The sequence below is a fragment of the Streptomyces sp. NPDC104307 genome, from assembly GCF_055584045.1.
In genome coordinates, this window is sequence record NZ_JBVJMU010000008.1 from 291,494 (window position 1) to 313,817 (window position 22,324).

At 73.3% G+C, this 22,324-nt stretch carries 17 protein-coding genes; 10 read left to right on the forward strand and 7 right to left on the reverse strand.

Annotated features, from left to right (window positions below):
• Positions 1 to 29 precede the first annotated feature (29 nt).
• Both ACZ601_RS22430 and yczE read right to left on the reverse strand, forming a co-directional pair.
• Entirely contained in the window at positions 30 to 794 is a 765-nt protein-coding gene (locus ACZ601_RS22430; protein ID WP_469540581.1) for a glycerophosphodiester phosphodiesterase, read from the reverse strand.
• Complete coding sequence (yczE, locus tag ACZ601_RS22435) at positions 791 to 1,453, reverse strand: membrane protein YczE (RefSeq protein WP_469540584.1); 663 nt, start codon at positions 1,451 to 1,453, stop codon at positions 791 to 793. The genes ACZ601_RS22430 and yczE overlap by 4 nt, the downstream gene beginning before the upstream one ends.
• Before the next feature lie 101 nt (positions 1,454 to 1,554).
• On the opposite strand from yczE, the gene ACZ601_RS22440 reads away from it, so the two are divergent.
• The gene (locus tag ACZ601_RS22440) at positions 1,555 to 3,054 is read left to right on the forward strand and encodes an SCO1417 family PLP biosynthesis transcription factor (RefSeq protein WP_440578869.1); all 1,500 of its coding nucleotides are present in this window, start codon (positions 1,555 to 1,557) and stop codon (positions 3,052 to 3,054) included.
• A gap of 77 nt (positions 3,055 to 3,131) precedes the next feature.
• Here ACZ601_RS22440 and ACZ601_RS22445 read toward each other — a convergent pair whose 3' ends face one another.
• Both ACZ601_RS22445 and ACZ601_RS22450 read right to left on the reverse strand, forming a co-directional pair.
• Positions 3,132 to 4,790, reverse strand: a complete 1,659-nt coding sequence (locus tag ACZ601_RS22445) for a hypothetical protein (protein ID WP_469540587.1) — start codon at positions 4,788 to 4,790, stop codon at positions 3,132 to 3,134.
• A 38-nt stretch (positions 4,791 to 4,828) separates the two neighbouring features.
• Positions 4,829 to 5,023 carry a hypothetical protein gene (locus ACZ601_RS22450; RefSeq protein ID WP_018103962.1) on the reverse strand — a complete coding sequence of 65 codons (195 nt, stop codon included), beginning with the start codon at positions 5,021 to 5,023 and terminating at the stop codon, positions 4,829 to 4,831.
• 312 nt (positions 5,024 to 5,335) lie between these two features.
• On the opposite strand from ACZ601_RS22450, the gene ACZ601_RS22455 reads away from it, so the two are divergent.
• From ACZ601_RS22455 to ACZ601_RS22475, 5 genes are all read left to right on the forward strand, one after another.
• Positions 5,336 to 5,728, forward strand: coding sequence for an ankyrin repeat domain-containing protein (locus tag ACZ601_RS22455; RefSeq protein WP_440578469.1), 393 nt, complete (start codon positions 5,336 to 5,338; stop codon positions 5,726 to 5,728).
• 229 nt (positions 5,729 to 5,957) lie between these two features.
• Positions 5,958 to 7,376 (forward strand): HEAT repeat domain-containing protein, encoded by a 1,419-nt coding sequence (locus ACZ601_RS22460; RefSeq protein WP_469540596.1) that lies wholly within the window; start codon positions 5,958 to 5,960, stop codon positions 7,374 to 7,376.
• Positions 7,377 to 7,611: 235 nt separating this feature from the next.
• Complete coding sequence (locus tag ACZ601_RS22465) at positions 7,612 to 9,138, forward strand: hypothetical protein (protein WP_469540598.1); 1,527 nt, start codon at positions 7,612 to 7,614, stop codon at positions 9,136 to 9,138.
• A 247-nt stretch (positions 9,139 to 9,385) separates the two neighbouring features.
• Entirely contained in the window at positions 9,386 to 10,306 is a 921-nt protein-coding gene (locus ACZ601_RS22470; protein ID WP_469540600.1) for a hypothetical protein, read from the forward strand.
• 108 nt (positions 10,307 to 10,414) lie between these two features.
• The gene (locus ACZ601_RS22475; protein ID WP_469540603.1) at positions 10,415 to 15,247 is read left to right on the forward strand and encodes a hypothetical protein; all 4,833 of its coding nucleotides are present in this window, start codon (positions 10,415 to 10,417) and stop codon (positions 15,245 to 15,247) included.
• Between the two features lie 62 nt (positions 15,248 to 15,309).
• On the opposite strand, the gene ACZ601_RS22480 is transcribed toward ACZ601_RS22475, so the two are convergent.
• Positions 15,310 to 15,759 carry a hypothetical protein gene (locus tag ACZ601_RS22480; protein WP_469540606.1) on the reverse strand — a complete coding sequence of 150 codons (450 nt, stop codon included), beginning with the start codon at positions 15,757 to 15,759 and terminating at the stop codon, positions 15,310 to 15,312.
• A 402-nt stretch (positions 15,760 to 16,161) separates the two neighbouring features.
• Between ACZ601_RS22480 and ACZ601_RS22485 the strand changes: the two genes are divergently transcribed.
• The 4 genes from ACZ601_RS22485 to ACZ601_RS22500 are packed head-to-tail and all read left to right on the forward strand — an operon-like array spanning position 16,162 to position 20,508.
• Entirely contained in the window at positions 16,162 to 19,050 is a 2,889-nt protein-coding gene (locus ACZ601_RS22485; protein ID WP_469540609.1) for a sensor histidine kinase, read from the forward strand.
• On the forward strand, positions 19,047 to 19,490 hold the full coding sequence (locus ACZ601_RS22490; protein ID WP_469540612.1) for a roadblock/LC7 domain-containing protein: 444 nt from the start codon (positions 19,047 to 19,049) through the stop codon (positions 19,488 to 19,490). The genes ACZ601_RS22485 and ACZ601_RS22490 overlap by 4 nt, the downstream gene beginning before the upstream one ends.
• A 9-nt stretch (positions 19,491 to 19,499) precedes the next feature.
• Positions 19,500 to 19,922: a DUF742 domain-containing protein gene (locus ACZ601_RS22495; RefSeq protein WP_389220042.1), complete on the forward strand. Its 423-nt coding sequence runs from the start codon at positions 19,500 to 19,502 to the stop codon at positions 19,920 to 19,922.
• Positions 19,903 to 20,508, forward strand: a complete 606-nt coding sequence (locus tag ACZ601_RS22500; protein ID WP_440577002.1) for a GTP-binding protein — start codon at positions 19,903 to 19,905, stop codon at positions 20,506 to 20,508. Before ACZ601_RS22495 ends, ACZ601_RS22500 begins: the two co-directional genes overlap by 20 nt.
• Before the next feature lie 108 nt (positions 20,509 to 20,616).
• Here the strand turns inward: ACZ601_RS22500 and ACZ601_RS22505 are convergent, their stop codons facing one another.
• A complete protein-coding gene (locus ACZ601_RS22505) occupies positions 20,617 to 21,807 on the reverse strand; it encodes a lipid-transfer protein (protein ID WP_469540616.1) in 1,191 nt (396 codons plus the stop codon).
• Positions 21,804 to 22,307, reverse strand: a complete 504-nt coding sequence (locus ACZ601_RS22510) for a Zn-ribbon domain-containing OB-fold protein (RefSeq protein WP_469540618.1) — start codon at positions 22,305 to 22,307, stop codon at positions 21,804 to 21,806. The genes ACZ601_RS22505 and ACZ601_RS22510 overlap by 4 nt, the downstream gene beginning before the upstream one ends.
• Between the last annotated feature and the right edge of the window lie 17 nt (positions 22,308 to 22,324).

A 22,324-nucleotide genomic window follows, 5' to 3' on the forward strand; every position in this document is an offset into this window, starting at 1 on the left:
CTCCCCGTGGAGACGTCACCGGGCCGGCGTCAGGCCCAGGCCCCCCGCTCGCTCAGCACCGTGCGCAGCGTCTCGATGTGATCGGTCATGATGCCATCCACGCCGAGGTCCAGGAGCGCTGCCATCCGCTCCGGTTCGTTGACCGTCCAGACGTGCACCTGGAGCCCCCGCGCGTGCGCCTCCCGCACGAAGCGCCGGTCCACGAGCCGGATGCCGCCCTGGCTCTCCGGCACCTGGGCGCACACCGCGCCGGCGCGCAGCGCCGCCGGAATCCCGTACGAGCGCAGCCGCAGACCCAGTACCCCGCGGACTCCGTAGGAGGTGGCCAGCCGGGGCCCCGCCAGGCGGTGCGCCCTGGCGACCCTGGCCTCGGAGAACGAGCCGACGCACACGCGGTCCCAGGCGTCCGCCCGGCGGATCAGGTCCACCAGCGGCTCAAGGGCGGGTGCTGCCTTGATGTCCACGTTCCAGTGCGCCTGCGGGAACGCCTCCAACAACTCCTCGAACAGCGGCAGCGGTTCCCGGCCCGCCACCCGGGCCCGCCGTATCTCGCTCCACGGCAGCTCCGATATCCGGCCCCCGGCATCCGTCACCCGGTCCAGGGTGGTGTCGTGGAAGGCCACCAGGCGGCCGTCCGACGAGGCGTGCACATCGGTCTCGAAGTAGCGGTACCCGGCCTCCTCGGCCCGGCGGAACGCCGCCGCGGTGTTCTCGATCCCGTCCGCCGAACCGCCCCGGTGGGCGAACGCGAGCGGGGCGGGGTGGTCCAGATAGGGATGGCGTACGGAAGTCACTGCGGCAGTATCGCCTGCCCGGACGGCGGGGTGGTGGCCGTGGGGCGGCCGTCGTCCGGGATCGCGCAGAAGCGCAGGAAGAACTGGGCGAGCGGGCCGATCGCCAGGGCGTAGAGGACCGTCCCGATGCCGAGGGAACCGCCGAGCAGGAACCCGGTCACCACGACCGCCGCCTCGATCGCCGTGCGGACGAGCCGGATGGAGCGGCCGGTGCGCCGGTGCAGACCGGTCATGAGCCCGTCACGAGGCCCGGGACCGAACCGGGCGGCGATGTACAGCCCCGTCGCCACACCGTTCAGGACGATGCCCGCCACCATCACCCCGGCCCGCGCGACGAGCCCGTGCACATCGGGGACGAGGGCCAGCGTGCCGTCCATCGCGATCCCGACGGCGAAGACGTTCGAGACGGTGCCCAGTCCCGGCCGCTGCCGGAGCGGGATCCACAGCAGCAGCACGATCGCGCCGATGATGATCGAGACGACCCCGATCGTGATCCCGGTGCGCTCGGCGAGCCCCTGGTGCAGCACTCCCCACGGCTCCAGACCGAGACCGGCGACGACCAGCAGCGCCGAACTCGCCCCGTACAGCGCCAGACCCGCGTACAGCTGGAGCAGCCGGCGGGTGAGGTGCGTTCGCTGCCGGACGGCGGTGGTGGACAAGTGGGCCCCCTGGTCTAGTGGTAGTGGACTGCCGCATGTCACTCTGTGGCAGCGGATTGGCCGCCAACCATGGCCAATCCGAGGAAGGTGGACTGATTCTCATGGCCCAGTGGACATCGGCGGTCGGTGCCGCTCAGCTCGCCCGGCAGCTCCACGCCCAGCAGCCCAGGCCGACGGGCCCCGGCAACCGCAGGCCACCGGCCTACCGCGCGCTCGCGGACGGCGTCCGGCTGCTCGTCCTGGAGGGGCGGGTCCCGGTCGCCGCCCGGCTGCCCGCAGAACGGGAACTGGCGCTCGCCCTGGCCGTCAGCCGCACGACGGTCGCCGCGGCCTACGAGGCGCTGCGGGCCGAAGGGTTCCTGGAGTCCCGGCGCGGGGCCGGCAGCTGGACGGCGGTGCCGGCCGGTAACCCGCTGCCCGCCCGGGGCCTGGAGCCGCTGCCCCCAGAGGCGCTCGGCTCGATGATCGACCTGGGCTGCGCCTCGCTGCCCGCCCCCGAACCGTGGCTCACCAGGGCGGTCCAGGGCGCCCTGGAGGAGCTGGCCCCCTACGCGCACACGCACGGCGACTACCCGGCCGGGCTGCCCGCGCTGCGGCAGATGATCGCCGACCGGTACACCGCCGACGGCATCCCCACGATGCCCGAGCAGATCATGGTCACCACCGGTGCGATGGGCGCGATCGACGCCATCTGCCACCTCTTCGCGGGCCGCGGGGAACGGATCGCGGTGGAATCCCCGAGCTACGCCAACATCCTCCAGCTGATGCGGGAGGCGGGCGCCCGGCTGGTGCCGGTGGCCATGGAGGAGGGGCTCGGCGGCTGGGACATGAACCGGTGGCGCCAGGTGCTGCGGGACGCGGCCCCCCGGCTCGCGTACGTCGTCGCGGACTTCCACAACCCCACCGGGGCGCTGGCCGACGAGGACCGGCGGCGCGCGCTGGTGGACGCCGCCCGCTCGGCCGGAACGGTCCTGGTCGTCGACGAGACGATGCACGAGCTGCACCTGGACGAGGACGTGCCGATGCCGCGCCGGGTCTGCGCCTTCGACCCGGCGGGCAGCACCGTGCTCACCGTCGGCTCTGCCAGCAAGGCGTTCTGGGCGGGCATGCGGATCGGCTGGGTACGCGCCGCGCCGGACGTCATCCGCAGCCTGGTGGCGGCCCGCGCCTACGCCGACATGGGCACCCCGGTCCTGGAGCAGCTGGCCGTCAACTGGCTGATGCGCACCGGAGGCTGGGAAGAGGCCGTGCAGATCCGCCGGGAGCAGGCGCGGGGCAACCGGGACGCGCTGGTCACGGCCGTGCGGCGGGAGCTGCCCGACTGGGAGTTCGTCGTACCGCCCGGCGGCCTGACGCTCTGGGTGCGCACCGGCGGCCTCTCCGGCTCGCGGCTCGCGGTGGCCGGGGAGCGGGTCGGGGTGCGGGTGCCGTCCGGGCCCCGGTTCGGGGTCGACGGTGCCTTCGAGGGGTACGTACGGCTGCCGTTCACGGTCGGAGGACCGGTCGCGGACGAGGCGGCCCTGCGGCTCGCGGCCGCCGCCCAGCTGGTCGGCTCCGGGGCGGGAGCGGGCGCGGAGGCACCGCGGACGTTCGTCGCCTGATCCGTCGGGCGAGACGTACGGGAGGGCCCGCGGATCATCTGGTCCGCGGGCCCTCTGCGTATCGCCCGACGGGATCCTCAGTCGCTGATGGCAACGGACTCCATGGCAACGGGAACCGCCGTGGTCTGCGCGGGTTCCGGGTCGGGAACGGCTGTGGTCCGCGCGGGTTCCGGGTCGGGAACGGCTGTGGTCCGCGCCGGTTCCGGATCGGGTGCGGTCGCCTCGATCGCGGTCCGCCGTTCGGGCAGCAGGTCCAGCACCGTCTGCCGTTGCGCCTCGCCGGTCGCGTCGTCGTACGGATCGGGCGTGGCCGGCACCTGGATGCGCAGCACCGGGCCGGTGCCGAGCCGGGCGTACCCGCGGCCGGGCGGGATGTCCGGGGTCGGGGTGGTGTGCGGCTCGATTCCCAGGACGGATTCGATCTGGGCGGGGGAGCAGTGGCCGAGGACCACCCTGGCCCGGGTGTGGTTGCGCACGGTGTCGCTCAGGCCGTCCAGGCTGTCGAACTGCTCGGCCATCACCACGGTGACGTTGGCGGCCCTGCCGTGCCGCAGCGGGACCTGGAGCAGTTCCTGCGGGTCCGGCCCGCCACCGGCGGCGGCCAGGTGGCCGAGCACGCTGGGCCGGTCCAGCAGGATCCAGAGCGGGCGCCTGGTGTCCTCGGGGACGGCGTCGCCGCACTGCCGGGCCCGGTTGGCCTCGAACAGCCGGCGCTCCGTCTCCTGCGCCGCCCATTCCAGGGTGGCCAGCGCCCCGGCGGCCCCGCACTCCACGGCCAGCACGCCCTCCCGGCCGTTGAAGCAGGCGTACTCGCCGATGCCGCTGCCCTCGATGATCAGGATGTCGCCCTGCTGGAGTGCCTGGAGGGCGATGGAGCGCATCAGTGTGGTGGTGCCGCTGCCGGGCTGGCCGACGGCCAGCAGATGCGGCTCCGTGGTGCGCGCGCCGGTCCGCCAGACGACGCCTGGAGCGTCCCGGGTCTCCTCCCCGTCGCTCACCGGGACGGTGCGCCGCACCGCGTCCTCGTCCGTGAAGCCGAGGACGGTCTCGCCGGGGGCGATGACGAAGCGCTGGGCGGTGATCGAGGTGGGCAGGGCGTCGAGCACGCTCATGACGAGCCGGTTGCCCTCCTCGTCCCAGCTGAAGCGGTACTCCCGGCCCCGGCCGGACTTGGCGTGCAGCAGCTGCTCGATCCGGGCGCGGGAGGCGGCCTCGCTGTCGGTGAAGTACGCCGGGTAGGCCACCCTGAGCCGGGAGAGCCGCCCGTCGGCGTCGAACGCGTAGTCGCTGAAGACCTGGTCCCAGTCGCCGCCGTGGGCGAACAGCGGACTGGGGTCCTCGGCCGTGGAGAAGTACGGCACGAGCGCCTCGTACAGGGACTGCAGGCGCCCGGTCTCCGCCTCGTCCGGGCCGGTTCTGACGGGAGTGCGCTGACGTCCCTTCCACGCGGCGGCGCTCATCACCGTGACCAGGGCCATGACGGACCCGTAGGGGACGAGCGCGACCACGAGTACGCAGGCCGCGACGAGGAACAGCGTGGGACCACGCCGGTCCTTGGGCATCGCGGCCCACTTCTGCCGTCCTGCACCCGCCAGCAGCCGCAGACCACGAGTGATCATGATCAGCGGGTGGAGGACATCGGTGGCGCTGTCGGCGGCCGTGCGCGCGAACTCGCGACTGCGAGTGATCGAAGCGCTGCCGCTGCTCAGAATGCGGGGGAGTGGTCGCCGGGCCACGTCTGTCTCCTGAAGGGGGTGGGAGCGGGGGCGGAACGTCAGAACTTGATCCCGCCGAGGAGTCCGGCGAGGCTCGCGCCGCCCGCGGTGATGCTCGGCGCGATGGCGGTGCCGGCCAGGTAGAAGCCGAACAGGGCGGTGACGAGGGCGTGCGAAGCCTTGAGGCCGTCCTTCCTGAAGAACAGGAAGACGATGATGCCGAGGATGACGACGCCTGACATGGAAAGGATCATGAGTGGTTCTCCTGGTTGGGGGGACAGTCACCATGAGTCCTTCCAGGCTCACCGAAAGTATCTATAGGATAAAAGGTGCAAGTGGGTGAAAAGTGGGGTTTTTCACTGGACTGGCGGACAGCGAAGTGCAGGCCAGGGCGGATTCGGTGCCGCGCATCGCCCCGCCGCGACTCGACGTGATCTTCTGCCATGGGTGACCCGGCTCCGGTACGCGTCCGGGCAGTACCCTGTCGATTCACTCGTACGGCCTCAAGACGCATCCCCCCGCAGGCCGGCGGCGGAGCGAACGGTTAAAGGAAGGGCGGCCCCCCGATGAGCGAAACCCCTGATCCCGAGGTGGTTGAGCTGGCGACCAAGGTCTTCGACCTGGCGCGCCACGGCGACACCGACGCGCTCGCGGCCTACGTCGACGCCGGAGTTCCGGTGAACCTCACCAACGACCGGGGCGACTCGCTGCTGATGCTCGCCGCCTATCACGGACACGCCCCCGCGGTCACGGCACTGACCGGACGCGGCGCGGATCCGGACCGGGCCAACGACCGGGGGCAGACACCGCTCGCCGGAGCCGTCTTCAAGGGCGAGGACGCGGTGATCGCGGCACTGCTCGACGCGGGGGCCGATCCGGCGGCCGGAACACCCTCCGCCCTGGACACCGCACGCATGTTCGGCAAGGCCGACCTGCTGGAACTCTTCGGTTCCCGCTGACCGGGTCCGCCGTAAATGTGGTCGCGGTGGCGAAATGGGTGGGTCATCATGACGTCGCGGGCCCGATTCGGGCCACCGACGAGAGGCGGGAAGATGGTCTGCACCAGGCAGAAGACGGCGGTCGGCCGATCATGTTGCTGCGCGATGTAGTGCCCCCCCTGGCACGGCACCTGCACATGGAACTGCACAGTCCCCGGTTGCGTCGACAGCTTGATGTGAGGCTTTCCCCATGTTTGATCCGTTCATAGCGCCGAGCGGCACCCTGCTCGGCCTGCTGCAGAGGGGCCGCGGCGACGGCACGCTCCACGCGCTCGCCGCACCGCGCCCCGAGGCCCTGGCGGCTCTCAACCACTGCGTCCTGAGCGATCCGCGTCACGACTGGCAGGTGGAGAACCGCTCCCTCTACTACGCCCGTCTCTATCTCGACCTCGACGGCGGCATCGAGGAGATCGAGCGGCACCTCGGCGATCCCGACGACCATCTGGACACCGACGAGTCACGGACCGGCCTCGCCCTCGCCGTACTCGGCCACCTCGCCTCCTACGGACGCGACGACGCCCTCGCCCTGCTCCGGCGCTACGCCGCGACCGGCTCCAACTGGGCCTGGGCCCTGGACGAGCTGGCCCTGCGCGACGACGACGCCGGTCTGCGGTCCCTCGCCGTGCCCGTGCTCGCCCGCTTCGGCACCGACGCGGAGGGCTCCGCCGAGCTGGCCGCCGCCGTGCGCGACGCCTTCGAACCCCGGCCCTGGCGGCTCTGGGCCGACGATCCGCGCGAAGCGGTCGGCGCCCGGGTCAGGGCCGCCTCCGAGCAGGGCTCGTTCGACCGCTGGCAGCGGCAGATGCGGCCCGGAGGGCCCCGTCCCGGCTGGAGCGTCCAGGCCGTCTTCGACTGGGCCCAACAGGGGCTCGACCGAGGCAGCGAACTCCACGTACCGGCCGCCCGCTGCCTCTCCGCCGTCGCGGGACCCGAGGACCGGCCCGTGATCGTCGAGGCCGCCCGCAGCGGCCCCGACGGTGCCCGGTGCGCCGCCCTGCACTATCTGACCGAGGCCCAGGACCCGGCCGTGCTCGACCTGATCGAGGCCGCGGCGGTCAGCTCCTCGCGCACCGTCGCCGACGCGGCCGTCGCCGCCTTCGAGCGGATGTGCGGGGAAGCGGCCGTCGACCGCGCCCGGCGCTGGGCCCGCAGGCCGGACGCGCTCGGTGCCTCGGCAGCCGGGGTACTGGCCGGCCGGGGCGGCGCACAGGACGCCTCACTGGTCCTCGGCGCCCTGCGCGAAGCCGTACGCGGGGATGGGCCGGACGCGCTGCGTCTGTGGACCCTGGTCGACGGCACCGGACGGCTGGGCATCGCCTGCGCCGCCCCTGTCCTGCGCCACGTCTACCGGGAGACGTCCTCCTCCCACCTGCGGGGCAGGGCCGCCCGCGCACTGGCCGCCACCGACCCCTCCTTCGCCACCGGCTTCGCCGTCGAGTGCCTGTGGGACTGCGAGGAGACGACCCGGGAGGTCGCCGCACGCCACGCGGAGACCGGCGACATCAGGGTGGCCGAGCGGCTGCGCCGGCTGGCCGCCGACCCGGCGGAGGAGGCCGAGGTGCAGACCGCGGTACGCAGCAGGATCGGTCCGGACGCCTCCGCCGTCTGACCTGGTACGAACAGTTGGGCGTTGCGCGTCGGGGGCGCGCGGCGCGACACCGCACCGCCGGGGTCCCGTGGAGCTGTCCGGGTCCGTGGAGCGCTCTGGGGCCTGTGAGCCGCCCAAGTCCTGTGGAGCCGCCCGGGTTCTGTGAGCCGTCCGGCAGGCGTGACCGACTCCGGGGCAACCAGCCGCTTCTGCGCCGTTTCGACCGTTGTCAGTGCGAGGACCTAATCTGTGCAGCGTGACTTCGCCTGCCTATACGGAAAACGCTGCGCCGCAGCTCAGCGCGGGGCCCCGGCCCGCACCGGGCCCGGCCGCCGACGAGGGGCTCTCGCGGCGGCTGCGCGCCCTCGCCTGCACGGCGCCGCTGCACGACCTCGACGTGCGCAAGGCGAACCTGGCCGGTGAGTACACGGTGTACGCGATGGCCGAGGTCGCGCTCGCCGCGATCGACCACGTCACGCTCAACATGGACTTCGACACGGGCGCGGACCACGACCAGATAGTGGCCAGACTCCTCCCGCGCGTCGCCGCGCAGGCCCCGTACCGCCCCACCGCCGAGCACGAACGCGTCGCGCGCTGGGTGCTGGAGAACCTGATCAACGTCGGCAGCGTGGACCGAGGCTTCCGGGCCGTCTACGGCACCTTCGGGACGGACGGTACATACGTCCGCCGGGACTACGACTTCAAGCTGATCGAGGAGGTCCCCGGCTACGGCGGCAGCGTCTATCTGCGGGCCACCGACGAGGCCGTCAACGTCCTGGTCGGCGCCCTCGACACGGACGTCACCAGCGCGCAGATCGCCGCGGAGGTGAAGCTGGAGGTCCTGATCAGCCGGGGCCGCCTCGCCGACGCCCAACTCGCCGCCGAACAGGCCCGCTACCGGACCGTGCAGTACGCGGAGACCCTTCGCAAGACGCTCGACGCGACCCGGCGCAACGTTCGCGCGGTCGACTGGCTCAACGCCGTGCCCGACATGATCGCGGAGGCGCTGGACCACGTCGCCGACCGCTACCGCCACGAGAACGCCATCCTCACCAACATCCGCAAGGCCCGTGACGAGGCGGAGGAGCCCGAGCACAAGCGCCGTGCCGCCGAGCTCGTCGACATCGTCAAGGACTGCATCCGCCGCCACACCCAGCTCCAGTCCCGGCTGCTGGAGGCCGGACCGCTCTTCCGCGCCGAGCAGGACCGGCAGGCGTTCGCCGCACCGGCCGCCCGGACCGGCCTCGACCTCTACGGACAGCTGCTGGCACCCCTGCTGCCGCTCCCCGTCGAGCAGTCGATCCGCGCCACCGACGCCTTCTTCGCCCACGGCACGGGGCTGCGCACCCCCACCTCGGTACGGGTGGGCGACCTGGTCGACATGCTGCTCACCCCGCCGCTGGAGCGCGAACACCTGGGCGCCGAGATGCCCGAACCCGACCTGATCGCCACCCCGGCCGACAGCCGGTTCAGTGAGGAACAGCTGGCGAGCGCCATGGAACTGCTCGACCTGGAGCCCGACGCGCCGCGCCGCCTCTCCGGGCTGCTGGCCGAAGCCAGACTGCGCGACAGGGACCTGCCGTACCTGGTCGCCCTGCTCGCGGTGCACGCGGCGAGCCCGCCGGTCGGCACCGCATACCGGCAGGGGGAGCGCCGCCTGCTCTTCTCCGTCGACGACGGGACCCAGCTGGAGGATCACGAATTCGGCGGGGCCGACCTGATCGTCGGCACGGCCCTGCTGGACGTGGCGGGTACGGCCGCGGACCGCACGGAGGCGGCGTGAGGGCGCCGGCTCCCGCCCACCCCGTACCCAGGCCCGCCCACCCGGTGCCCGAGCCCGCGCGTTCCGTACCGAGGCCCGTGCATTCCGCGCCGAGGCCCGCGCGTTCCGTCCCGAAGTCCGTGCGTTCCGCGCCGAGGCCCGCACGTTCCGTACCGAAGTCCGTGCGTTCCGCGCCGAGGCCCGCACGTTCCGTACCGAAGCCCGTCCGTCCCCTACCGAAGTCCGTCCGGAGCAAGGAGCACCCGTCGTGAGCGACCACCGCGCAGAGCACGCCGACGCGTGGAGCGAGCAGAGCGCCGCGTACCCGGCAGACCGGGCCGCGTCCGCGCCGCAGCCCGCCCCGGCGGCGGTCACCCCGGCCGATGCCGCCGACGCGGCCCGGCTCGTGGCGTTCGGGCTCCAGCCCAAGCTGCTGCCCGCCCGCGACGCCGAGTACGCGGAACTGCTGCGCCGTTACCGGGAGGAGCCCGCCTTCGGCCGTCTCGCGGACGCCGTCGCCACCGGGCTCGGCCTGATCGTGCTGGAGGTCTCCACCCGGGCGGGCATGGCCGTCACGGCGGGCGAGGACTCGGTCTTCGCGGTACGCATGGGGGACTACGCCCGCCGGGCCTCGCCGGACTCCGCCGACCGCTTCCTGCACGGCCTCGCCCACCTGGCCGTCGCCGCGATGGCCTTCCCGCGCCCCGAGGACCTCGCCGACGACGCCTACATCGGCCGGATCACCGTCAACGGCGTCGACGCCTTCGTACGGCAGGCGTGCCACCGCCTGGAGGAGCGCGCCGACGAGCACGGCGACAACACCGACCCGGCCAGTGACGCCCCCGGCCTGGAAGCCGGCTGGCGGATCTACGCCCGGCGCAGCTCCACCGGAGCGACCAAGGACGCCCGGCGGCTGGCCGGATCCACCACCGGCATCGTCGGCAAGGCCGTCGCCTTCCTCACCGACTCCGGTTTCCTCCAGCGCACCGGGGACGACGCCGGAGGCGCCTTCCGCACCACCGCCCGCTACCAGCTCCAGGTCCGCGACATGGCGGGCGGCGCCGCCATGGCCGAACTGCTGGAACTGGGCGTGGTACCGGTCACCGACGGATCCGCGACGCTGCTGCCGCCACCAGACCCGGACGACCTGGAGCTGGCGGCCGACGCCGGACTGCCCTTCCACGGCTGACCGGCCCCGCAGATGACCGGCCCCTTCCACCGCCGGCCGGCCACCGCAACGCCTCGCCCCGCCACCGACGCCCATTTCCCGCCGCCTGAACGACGAGAGTCCGCCGCCATGTACGAGCTGTCCCGGGTCCGCCTCTACTCCATCGGGCCTGCCGGTGCGCGCTACGCCGACACCGTGCTTGACCTGCGCGGGGTCGGCGCACCCGTGCCCCACCCCGCGCCGGCGCAGGCGGAGTTCTTCGAGGAGGAACCGGTCGGCCCGCCGCGCCGCCCCGCCCCCGCCGGAGTGCTCTTCCTGGAGAACGGCGGCGGCAAGTCCGTCCTGCTGAAACTGATCTTCTCGGTGATGCTGCCCGGCCACCGCAACACCCTCGGCGGCGCCAGCTCCGGCGTACTGCGCAAGTTCCTGCTCGCGGAGGACTGCGGGCACGTCGCGCTGGAGTGGCAGCACACCCTGACCGGCGAATGCGTCGTCGTCGGCAAGGTCAGCGAGTGGCGCGGGCGCCAGGTCTCCAACGACCCCAGGAAGTTCGCGGAGGCCTGGTACTCCTTCCGGCCCGGCCCCGGACTCAGCCTCGACTCACTGCCGGTGGCCGAGGCGACCTCGGTGGGCCGCCCCGTCGAAGGCGTCTCGGGTGCCCGCGGCAGGCGCCGCACCATGAAGGGCTTCCGCGACGCGCTCACCGAGGCGGGCAAGTTCTACCAGCACCTCGACGTGCACTGGGAGGAGATCCACGACCGCTGGAACGAGCACCTCGGCGACCTCGGGCTCGACCCCGAACTCTTCCGCTACCAGCGCGAGATGAACGCCGACGAAGGAGAGGCCGCCGGACTCTTCGCCGTCAAGAAGGACTCCGACTTCACCGACCTCCTGCTGCGCGCCGTCACCGACACCCGCGACACCGACGGTCTGGCCGACCTGGTCAGCGGCTTCGGCAACAAGCTGGGCCGCCGCGCCGAACTCACCGCAGAGCGGGACTTCACCGCCGGCTCGGTCGATCTGCTCGGCCGCATCGTGGAGGCCGCCGCAACGCGCTCGCGGACCCGGGACATCCACGCCGGCGCCGAACGCCGCACCCGCACACTGGCCCGCAGGCTCTCCGCCCGCGCCGGCCTGGAGCGCGGCCGGACCGCCGAGCTGGCCCAGCAGCTCACCGGCGCCGCCCACACCGTCACCGGCGCGGAGGAGACCCGTGGCCGGGCCGCCCTGATCGCCGCCGAACTCGCCTACCGGCACGCGTCCCTGGCGCTCACCGCGGCCGAGAAGAGCGCCGCGGCCCAGCGCAAGGAGCTGGTCGACGCCCGCACCCTGCACTCCGCGTGGCAGGCGGCAGAGGCCGTACTGCGCCACCGCGCCGCCGCCGACCGCGCCGCGCGCGTCGCCGTAGCGATCCGCGAGGCCGAGCGCGACGCCGCCCCGGCCCTTGCCGCACGCGCCACCGCAGCCGCCGACCTCGTACGGGCCCTGCACACCGCCGCCGAGACGGGCGAGAACGTGGCCAACGAGGAGGAGGAACGCTCCGAGACCCTCCAGACCACGGGCGAGGCCGCACACCGCGACGCCACCACGGCCGCCACAGAGGCCCAGCGTGCCCGCAGCGAGGCCGGCCACCTCCGCCAGCGCCTCGCCGAGGTCGAGCAGGAGACCGCAGAAGCGGTACGGGCGGGCTGGCTCGACGACACCGCGCCGAACGCGGACCCCGCCCGCGCGGCCCTCGCGGCGAACGACGCGGAGCAGTCCGCCGTCGCCGCCTGGGACACCGCACGCGAGGCCGCCGGCTCGGCGGCGGACCGCTCACGGCAGGCGGCGGCCACCGAGAGCCGCGCCGAACTCGCCGCGGCGCGGGCCGCCGACGGCGCGCGGGCCGCGGAGCAGGCCTACGAGGCCGAGCTCAGGGCCGCCGAGTCGATCGCCGCCGAGCACCGCCTCGCGGACCTGCTCGGCCTGCCCACGGCGCAGGGCAGCGGCGTACCCCGGCCCCGGCGAGGTGCGGCCGGGCCCGAAGCCGGCGCGGAGACCGGCGCCGGTGGCCTGAGCCCGCAACAGGAAGCCCCGGACGCCGAGGGGACCGCCGTCCCCGGCGCCGACGGAACAGAACCGGCGGCGCACGGCACCCACACCGTCACCGCCGGACGGCCCCGAGCGGCGGAACAGCCGCTCACCGCAGCGGAGTTCGACCGCAACGCCGAAGACCTGCGCGAACTCCTCGACCAGGCCGTCGGCTCCGCGGAACGGCGCCTCTTCGAGCTGCGCACCGCGGCGGCCGACGACTCCCGCATCCTGGGCGCGCTCGGTGACGGCGGACTGCTGCCGCCCGGCCCCGACGTCCTCGCCACCGTCGAGTACCTCGGAGAGCACGGCATCCCCGCCCTGCCCGGCTGGCGCTACCTCGCCCAGGCCGTGGACCCGGCCGACCACGCGGCCGTGCTCGCGGCCCGGCCCGAACTCGTCGACGGCGTCGTGATCACCGACCCCGACGCACACGCCCGCGCCCGTGAGGTGCTCGGCGCCGCCGCCCTGCTGCCGCGCTCGGCCGTGGCCGTGGGTACCGCCGCCGCGCTGCTCGCCCCCGTCCCGGAACCCGGCACCGGCTCCGGGACGAACGGCGGGTCGGCTTCCGGGGTGTTCCTCGTCCCGCCGAACCCGGCCATGCACGACGAGCACGCCGCCGACGAGGAGCGGCACGCGCTCAGGAGCCGTGCCGCCGCCCGCGACGAGGACATCCGCACCCTCGCCGCCCGGCTCACCGCGGACCGCTCGCTCGCCGCCCGGATCGGCTCCTGGCGGGTGGACTGCCCGCCCGGCACCCTCACCGAACTCGCGGAGGCGGCCGGCACCGCCCGTACCGCCGCAGAGACGGCGGAGGCCGCCCTCGCCGAGGCCCGCACCGTACGCGCGGAGGCCGACGAGGCCGCCGCGGACACCGCCCGGGTCCGCGACGAGCGCCAGGAGGCCGCCCAGCGCGCCCGCCGGGCCGCCGACGCACTCGCCGGACTCGCCTTCCGCCTCCGTGAACGGGCGGGCTGGCAGGCCAAGCTGCGCGAACTGGCCGACGAGGCGGCGGAGTCCGAGGCTCGCGCCACCGTCTGCCTGGACCGCGCCAGAGCCGCCGACGAGGACCGCAGGGCCGCCCAGCGCGCCGCCGACGACGCCCGCCGCACCGCCCGCGCCCTGCGCGCCGAACGGGCCGAGATCGCAGGTGCGCCCGAGCACCTCCCGGAGCCCGAAGCGGACGCCCCGCGCCGCGCGCTGCCCGCCCTGCGCGAGGCGTACCGGGCGGCGTCCCAGCTCTACGAGAAGGTGGGGGTCGGCGCGGACCTGCGCGCCGAACAGGCCCGCGCGGAGAGCGACGAGAGTGCCGCACTGGCGGAGCTGGACCGGCTCACCAACAAGGTCCGTACCCGGGCCGCCCAGCTCCTGGAGGGAACGGACGGCGCCGACGGCCCGTCCCGGCAGGCGGCCGCGGCCCGCGCAGAGTCCCTGGTCCAGCTCCTGGAGACCCGTGCCTCCGCCGCCAGTGAGCAACTCGGCAGGCTGCGCGGCGAGGCCGAGCGCCTCGCCCCCGCCGACGGCGAGACCCTCCACACCGAACTCCCCGAAGCGCAGGTCCCCGCCGACGCCGAGCAGGCCCAGGCCCTCCTACGCACCGCCACGGCCGAACTGGCCTCCGCCACCGCGTCCCTGGACACCGCCAGGGCCGCCCACGCCGAGCTGCTGCACGCCCACCGCACCGCCGAGGACTCGGCAGGCGGCTTCGACGAGACCGCCGCCCTGCTGAGCGACCTCCTCAGGGACCACGGCGACGACGAGCCCGAGACCCCGGAGCCGTACCCCGGCAGCCTCGAAGAGGCCCGGCAGTCCGCAGCGGAGGCCCGCCGCTCACTGCGCGGTTGCGCCGCCGACCTGTCCACCGCGGAAGCGGCCGTCCGGGAGGCGAGCGACGTACTGGTCCGGCACGCCAACTCCACCCGCTATGAGCAGGTCCGCACCCCGGCCCGCCAGCAGATCCGTGAACTTCCCGCCGCCGCACTGCCCGAGCACGCGGAGAAGTGGGCCATCGCCTTCGCCCCCAGGCTGCGGGTCCTCACCGACGAACTGACCCAGCTCGAACGCAACCGGGACTCCATCGTCGACCGGCTGCGCGGCCTGGTGGATTCCGCGCTCACCACCCTCCGCTCCGCCCAGCGCCTCTCCCGGCTGCCCGAGGGACTGGGGGAGTGGTCCGGCCAGGAGTTCCTCCGGATCCGCTTCGAGGAACCGGACCAGGCCACCCTGACCGAACGGCTCGGCGAGGTCATCGACGAGGCCACCAAGGCGGCCCTGAAGAAGAACTCCGACCTGCGCAGGGACGGTATGTCCCTGCTGCTGCGAGGCGTGCAGGCGGCACTGGAGCCCAAGGGCATCGCCGTGGAGATCCTCAAGCCGGACGCGGTGCTGCGCGCCGAGCGCGTACCCGTCGGGCAGATGGGTGACGTCTTCTCCGGCGGCCAGCTGCTGACCGCCGCCATCGCGCTGTACTGCACGATGGCCGCACTGCGCAGCAACGACCGGGGCCGCGACCGGCACCAGCGCCATCACGCGGGCACGCTCTTCCTCGACAACCCCATCGGCCGCGCCAACGCCACCTACCTGCTGGAGCTCCAGCGAGCGGTTTCGGACGCGCTCGGTGTCCAGCTGCTGTACACCACCGGCCTGTTCGACACGACGGCACTCGCCGAGTTCCCGCTCGTGATCAGGCTGCGCAACGACGCGGACCTGCGGGCCGGGCTGAAGTACATCAGCGTCGAGGAGCATCTGCGCCCCGGACTGCCGCAGCAGGATCCCGCCGCGGAGACGGTGCACGGAGAGATCACCGCCACCCGCATGTTCAAGCGCGGCGCGGCGGCGCCCGAAGCGCTCCCGGTTCGGACCGGGGCGGAAGGCGGCGAAGACACCGACTGAGCCGCCCGGCGCGGACCACCGGGACGGCGCCCGCACCCGCCCGTGCGCCCCTCCCGGCGCGTTCAGGCCCGGGAGAGGCCGCGGTCCGGGGAGCGGCGGCCTATCCGTGCACCGTCCCGCTGCCCGGACCGGGCGGCCCGCCTCGCCCTGCGCCGCTCGCGGCGCAGCCGCCGGGCGGAACTGCTCGGCATCGAAACCACGCCGTTGCGCTGATTCCACACCTGGCGGGTGACCCACACATCCAGCACCGACCAGGTAGCGGCCACCGTGCTGGCCACGCTGCTCAGCACCATCGGGAAGGCCAGCCAGGACCCTGTCAGCGTGGACAGGAAGGCCACCATCGCCTGGATGATCGTCAGCGACAGAATCAGAACGGCCCGTACGGCCGCCCTGCGTACCGGATCGGGCATCCGCCGCCGCAGCGCCGGCTCCTCGACCCAGAGCTGCTGCCGCGGAATCGCCGGCCGGCCCCGCGCCGACTCCGTCACGCCACGACGCTCTTGCGTGTCCAAGGACCTTCAACTCCCCACCACTGTCCGACTTCAGGGTTGCTGCCCGGCATGGGGGGTTTCTACGCGGACGAGCCGCCCTCACCTGCCGAATACGCCCCTGCGGTCCCCCTACCCCCGTACAGACAGACGAGTACCCGACTGTGAAGATTCCCCCGAACCGTCACGGAACGAAGAATTCCAGCCAACTGACAAGGGGAGGAATGTGGGGCTCTGGCTGGTCTCTTCTGTCGCTTTCACGAATTCCATCTCCTAGAATACCGGGACAACTCATGGTCAACTCCCAGTAAGGCGGCCGAAAATCGCCCGGACATGCCTTCGAGTTGTCTGGGTGTCGGTAGTAGGCTCGCGCCGTTTGTTGACGGAACACCATCACCGCCCTGCGGGGACGAGCTGGGGGAGGCCATGCGCTTTCGCGGGAAGTCCATCCGCAGGAAGATCGTGGCCTTGCTGCTGGTGCCGCTCGTCTCCCTCACCGCGCTGTGGGGCTTCGCCACCTATCTGACCGGCCGCGAGGCCGGCCAGCTGATGAGCGCGAGCACAGTGGTGGAGAAGATCGGCCACCCCCTGGAGGACACCGTCCGGGTCGTCCAGAACGAGCGCCGGCAGACCCTCGTCTACCTCGCGGACCCGCGCGCCTCCGACGCCCTGCCGGTCCTGCGCCGCCAGCGCGCCGCCACCGACCGGGTCGTGGACCAGGTCAACAGCAGCGCGCGGCAGAAGGACATCCGTGACGCGCTGCGCCCCGACGCCGAGACCCAGCTCAGCTCGATCCTGGGCGCCGTCGAGGGGCTGCGGTCGCTCCGCGACTCCGTCGACAAGCGCACCATCAGCCGGGCCAAGGCGATGGAGTACTACAACGGCCTCATCGACCCCTGCTACCGCTTCCTGACCGGCCTCCACGTCATGGAGAACGTGTCGATGGACAAGCAGGTACGCGCCCTGGCCGGAATCTCGCGGGCCCGGGAAATGCTCTCCCAGGAAGACGCGCTCGCGGCCTCTGGACTCCTCGCCGGACGGCTGACGGCCCCCGAACTCCGCCAGATATCCGACCTCATCGCCAAGCGCGGCCTGCTGTACGAGGTCAATCTCGACGCGCTTCCCGCCTCCGAGCGCCGCCGCGTCGAGCAGTACTGGGCGAGCCCGGACAGTGAGCCCCTGCGCTCCGCGGAGGACAAGCTCATCGCCCAGGGGCCCACCCACGACCCCCGTGAGATGGACGCCGCCCGCTGGCAGGAGGTGGCCCCGCCGGTCCTGGACCGGCTGGCCAACGACTCGACCGAGATGAACAACCGCTTCCAGGACCGAGGCAGGCCGGAAGGCTACGGCGTCCTGATCAAGGCGGGCATCGCGGGCGTCCTGGGATTCCTGGCCCTGCTCGTCTCGGTCTTCGTCTCCGTGCGCATCGGCCGCGAACTCGTCCGCGACCTCTCCCGGCTGCGCAAGGACGCCCATGAGGTCTCCGGAGTGCGGCTGCCGAGTGTGATGCGCCGTCTCGCCGCGGGCGAGCACATCGACGTCGAGACCGAGTCCCCGCACCTCAACTACGAACGCGACGAGATCGGCCAGGTCGGCCAGGCGCTCAACATTCTGCAGCGTGCCGCTGTCGAGGCCGCCGTCAGGCAGGCGGACATGCGCCGCGGCGTGTCCGACGTGTTCGTCAACCTCGCCCGCCGCAACCAGGTGCTGCTGCACCGCCAGCTGACGCTCCTGGACACGATGGAGCGCCGCACCGAGAACACCGAGGAACTCGCGGACCTGTTCCGCCTCGATCACCTGACCACGCGCATGCGGCGCCACGCAGAGGGCCTGGTGATCCTCTCGGGGGCCGCACCCTCACGCCAGTGGCGCAAGCCCATCCAGCTGATGGACGTGGTGCGCGCCGCGGTCGCGGAGGTGGAGGACTACGAACGGATCGAGGTCCGCAGGCTGCCGAGGATCGGAGTGGGCGGACCGGCCGTCGCCGACCTCACCCACCTGATCGCCGAACTCCTGGAGAACGCCACGGTGTTCTCGCCCCCGCACACGGCTGTCCAGGTACACGGAGAACGCGTCGCCAACGGCTTCACCCTCGAAATCCACGACCGGGGCCTCGGTATGCCCCCGGAACTCCTCCTGGACGCCAACCTCCGGCTCGCGGAGACCCCCGAGTTCGAGCTGTACGAGACCGACCGGCTCGGCCTCTTCGTGGTCAGCCGGCTGGCCCAGCGGCAGAACGTCCGCGTCTCGCTCCAGACCTCCCCCTACGGCGGTACCACCGCGGTCGTCTTCATCCCGGCCGCGCTACTCACCGAGGCACCCGAGGCGCACGGCACCGGATTCCGCCTCGACCGCAGGTCAGAGAAGGCCATCTCCAGCAGCGGACCGGGCGGCGACGCGGCAGGCAGCGGCACGGGACGTGGCACGGGCGCCGGGGAGAACGGCGGCGACGCGTTCGACCGCCCCGACGGCGACCGTCCCAGGGGCGGCAGGACCGGCGGCCTCTCACCGGTGCCCACCGGACTGGCGGACCGGGCACCGCTGGACGGACCGGTCGAGCTCGAAGGCCCGCTCGGCCCGAACGACTTCAGCCGCGACCCGGTGCTCGAAGCCGTCCCGGGACCCGGTCTCGACCCGCTGCTCGACGGGGTGTCCGACCTGGAGGACACCGAGAGCGAGCGCGGCGGCATCTTCCGGGCCCGTGAGCTCCGGCGCGACGGCGACCGCGACCAGCACCAGCAGGCCGCCGACCAGATCGCGGACCCCGACGGGGTACGGGAACTGCGCCGGGACGGTGTCAGGCCGCTTCCCCGCCGCAAACCGCCGACCCTGGTCACCGACCGGGGCCGCCGGATCGACGAGGCGGGCCGGGCCCACCCCACGGCCACCGACCCGGAGGCCGCCACCCGTCCCGCGTCCGGACCCGTCCGGTCTGCGGAGACCCGGCTGAACAACGGCTTCCGCCCCCGCACCGAGCGCGCCACGCCTCCGGCAGCCGCGCCACCGGTGCCGGTGCCCCGCTCACCGTCACCCGCCCGGACCGCCGCGCCCGGTGCCGGGACGGTCGGCGGGCTGCCCCGCAGGGTCCGTCAGGCCAGTCTCGCCCCGCAGCTCCGCGAGGGATCCGCGGGACGCACGGCGGAGCCGGACCCGGTGGAGAGCGTGGAGGACATCGAGCGCGACGCAGACGAGGTACGCAGCCGCATGGCGTCGCTCCAGCGCGGCTGGCAGCGCGGACGCCGGCAGAACGCCGAGGACGTGACCGGCCCCGGCGACACAGCACAAGGAACCACTCCGGGAGGGGACGGTCCATGACCGCACCGAACGCCGCAGCACTCAACTCAGCACCCCAGGGGTCCGGAGAACTCAACTGGCTCCTCGACGAACTCGTCGAACGGGTCGCCAGCATCCGCAAGGCGCTGGTGCTCTCCAGCGACGGACTCCCCACCGGCGCGTCCAAGGACCTGACCAGGGAGGACGGCGAACACCTGGCGGCCGTGGCCTCCGGGTTCCACAGCCTCGCCAAGGGAGTCGGGCGGCACTTCGACGCCGGCCGGGTCCGCCAGACCGTCGTCGAACTCGACGAGGCGTTCCTGTTCGTCACGGCGGCCGGCGACGGCAGCTGTCTGGCCGTGCTCGCCGACTCCGACTCGGACGTCGGGCAGGTGGCGTACGAGATGACGCTGATGGTCAAGCGGGTCGGCGCCCACCTGGCCAACTCCCCCCGGACGACCGGTCAGACCTCTGGAGGGTGAGTGGATGGCATGAGCGCGGACCCCTCCCGTTCCCCGGCCGCCCCCGGCGGTCCGCAGTCCTCGCGTTGGTACGACGCCGAGGCGGGGCCGGTCGTCCGTCCGTACGCGATGACGCGGGGACGTACCAGCAGCGCGTCCCGTCACCGTCTCGACCTGATCGCGATCGTCGTCCCCGAACCGGCAGCCGACGATCCCGGCCGGGACCAGATGCTCTCCCCGGAACACGTGGAGATCGTCGAACTGTGCAGCGGCATGCCCCAGTCGATAGCCGAGCTCGCGGCCGGTCTGGACCTCCCCGTCGGGGTGGTCCGGGTACTGGTCGGTGATCTCGTCGAGGACGAGCTGGTGCATGTGACCCGTCCCGTTCCGCCGGCCGAGCTGCCGGACGTGAACATTCTTCGCGAGGTGATCAATGGCCTTCGGGCGCTCTAGCCGCAGCAGGCGGCCCGTGGAGCCCGTTACCCTGAAAATCCTGGTGGCGGGCGGCTTCGGAGTGGGCAAGACGACCATGGTGGGAGCGGTCAGTGAGATCAGGCCGCTGCGTACGGAGGAGAGGCTGACCGAGGCGGGACGCCCGGTGGACGACCTGGCGGGGGTCGAGGCGAAGACCACCACGACGGTGGCGATGGACTTCGGGCGGATCACGCTCCGCGAGGACCTGGTGCTCTACCTCTTCGGCACCCCGGGTCAGGACCGGTTCTGGTTCCTCTGGGACGAACTGGCCCAGGGCGCGCTGGGCGCGGTCGTCCTCGCGGACACCCGGCGCCTGGAGGACTCCTTCGCGGCGGTCGACTACTTCGAGCGCCGGAAGATCCCCTTCGCCGTCGCCGTCAACTGCTTCGAGGGGGCGGACCGGTTCCCGGCGGAGACGGTACGGGCGGCGCTCGACCTGGATCCGGAGGTACCGCTGCTCCAGTGCGACGCACGGGACCGCTCATCCGTCCGGGACGTCCTGGTGGCCGTCGTCGAACACGCGCTGGCCCGCGCCGACGCACTCCGCGAACCTGCCACGACGTAACGGACCGCTCCGCTCCTGCGGACAGCGGACAGCGGACAGCGGACAGCGGAACGCGGCACGTACCCCCGCCGACAGGGGGTACGTGCCGCGCGCCGTGCGTCCGGCCCGTCAGCGGACCGCGACGACCGCGGAGCCGTGACCGAACAGCCCCTGGTTCGCGGTGATCCCGGCCCGCGCCCCCGGGACCTGGCGGTCTCCCGCAGTGCCGCGCAACTGCCAGGTCAGCTCGCAGACCTGGGCGATCGCCTGTGCGGGCACGGCCTCACCGAAGGACGCCAGACCGCCGCTCGGGTTCACCGGGACACGCCCGCCGAGGGCCGTCGCCCCCGTACGCAGGAGCGCCGCGCCCTCACCCGGCGGGCACAGCCCGATGTCCTCGTACCACTCCAGCTCCAGCGCCGTGGACAGGTCGTACACCTCGGCCAGGGAGAGATCGGCGGGGCCGATCCCCGCCTCCTCGTACGCCGCACGCGCGATCGAGGCACGGAACCCTTCCGCCGAGGGCTCCACGGCGACCGCCGAATCCGTGGCGATGTCCGGCAGATCGAGCACCGCCCTCGGATACGTCGGCGTCACGGTCGAAACGGCACGGATACGGACCGGTTCCGCGGCCCCGTGCCGCCGGGCGAACTCCATGCTGGACAGCACGAGCGCCGCCGCCCCGTCGGAGGTGGCGCAGATGTCGAGCAGCCGCAGCGGATCCGCGACCACCCCGGACGCCGCGACCTGCTCGGCGGTCACGGGCGCCCGGTACCGGGCGTTACGGTTCAGCGCGCCGGCCGCCGCGTTCTTCACCTTGACCTGCGCGAAGTCCTCCGGGGTGTCCCCGTGCACCGCCATCCGGCGCCGGGCGTAGAGGGCGAAGTACGCGGGGTTCGTGGCGCCGAGTACCCGGAACCGCAGCCAGTCGGGATCGTCCGGCCGCTCGCCGCCCGCCGGGGCGAAGAACCCCTTGGGCGCCGCGTCCGCCCCCACCACCAGCACCACCTCGGCCATCCCGGCCAGGATCTGCGCCCTGGCGGTGTTCACCGCCTGGGCGCCCGACGCGCAGGCCGCGTACACACTGGTGACCCGGGCGCCCTGCCAGCCCAGCGCCCGCGCGAACGTCGCCCCGGCCACGTACCCCGGATAGCCGCCGCGCACGGTGTCCGCGCCGACGACGGACTGCACGTCCGGCCAGTCGACACCCGCGTCCGCGAGAGCCTCGCGGGCGGCCACCCTGCCGTATTCGACGAAGCTTCGCCCCCATTTGCCCCAGGGATGCATCCCGGCCCCGAGGACGGCCACGTCCCCGCTCATCGCGCACCGTCCCCGGAGCCGGAGCCGGAGCCGGAGCCGGTGTCCACCGGCCGCCAGTGCCAGGTCGTCCACACCGTCCCGTCGTCCCCGCCGGCGCCGGAATCCGGACCCAGGGTCCCCGGCACGACCTCGACCGTCATCCCGACCGCGAGATCCGCGACACCGACTCCCGGCGCGGCCTGCCCGAGCACCACCATCCGCTCGGCGGCGAGCTCCACGGCCACCAGCGTGTACGGCTCCCAGGGCATGTCCGGGTCGGACAGGTACGGAGGCGGGGGCCGGTAGCGGCCGTCGGTGTACGACCAGACCGTGCCGCGCCGGGACAGCGGGACCTCGACCGGCTCGCCGCCCGTACAGCCCGGATTGCGGCAGAAGCCGTCCTGGCGGGGGAAGAAGACCGACGCGCAGAGCGGGCAGCGGGTGCCCAGCAGCCGGAATTCCTCCTCCGCACCGTCCTCGGTGAACCACCCGGCGACCACGGGTATGCGTTTGCGCGGCAAAGGCCCTCCCCAGCACT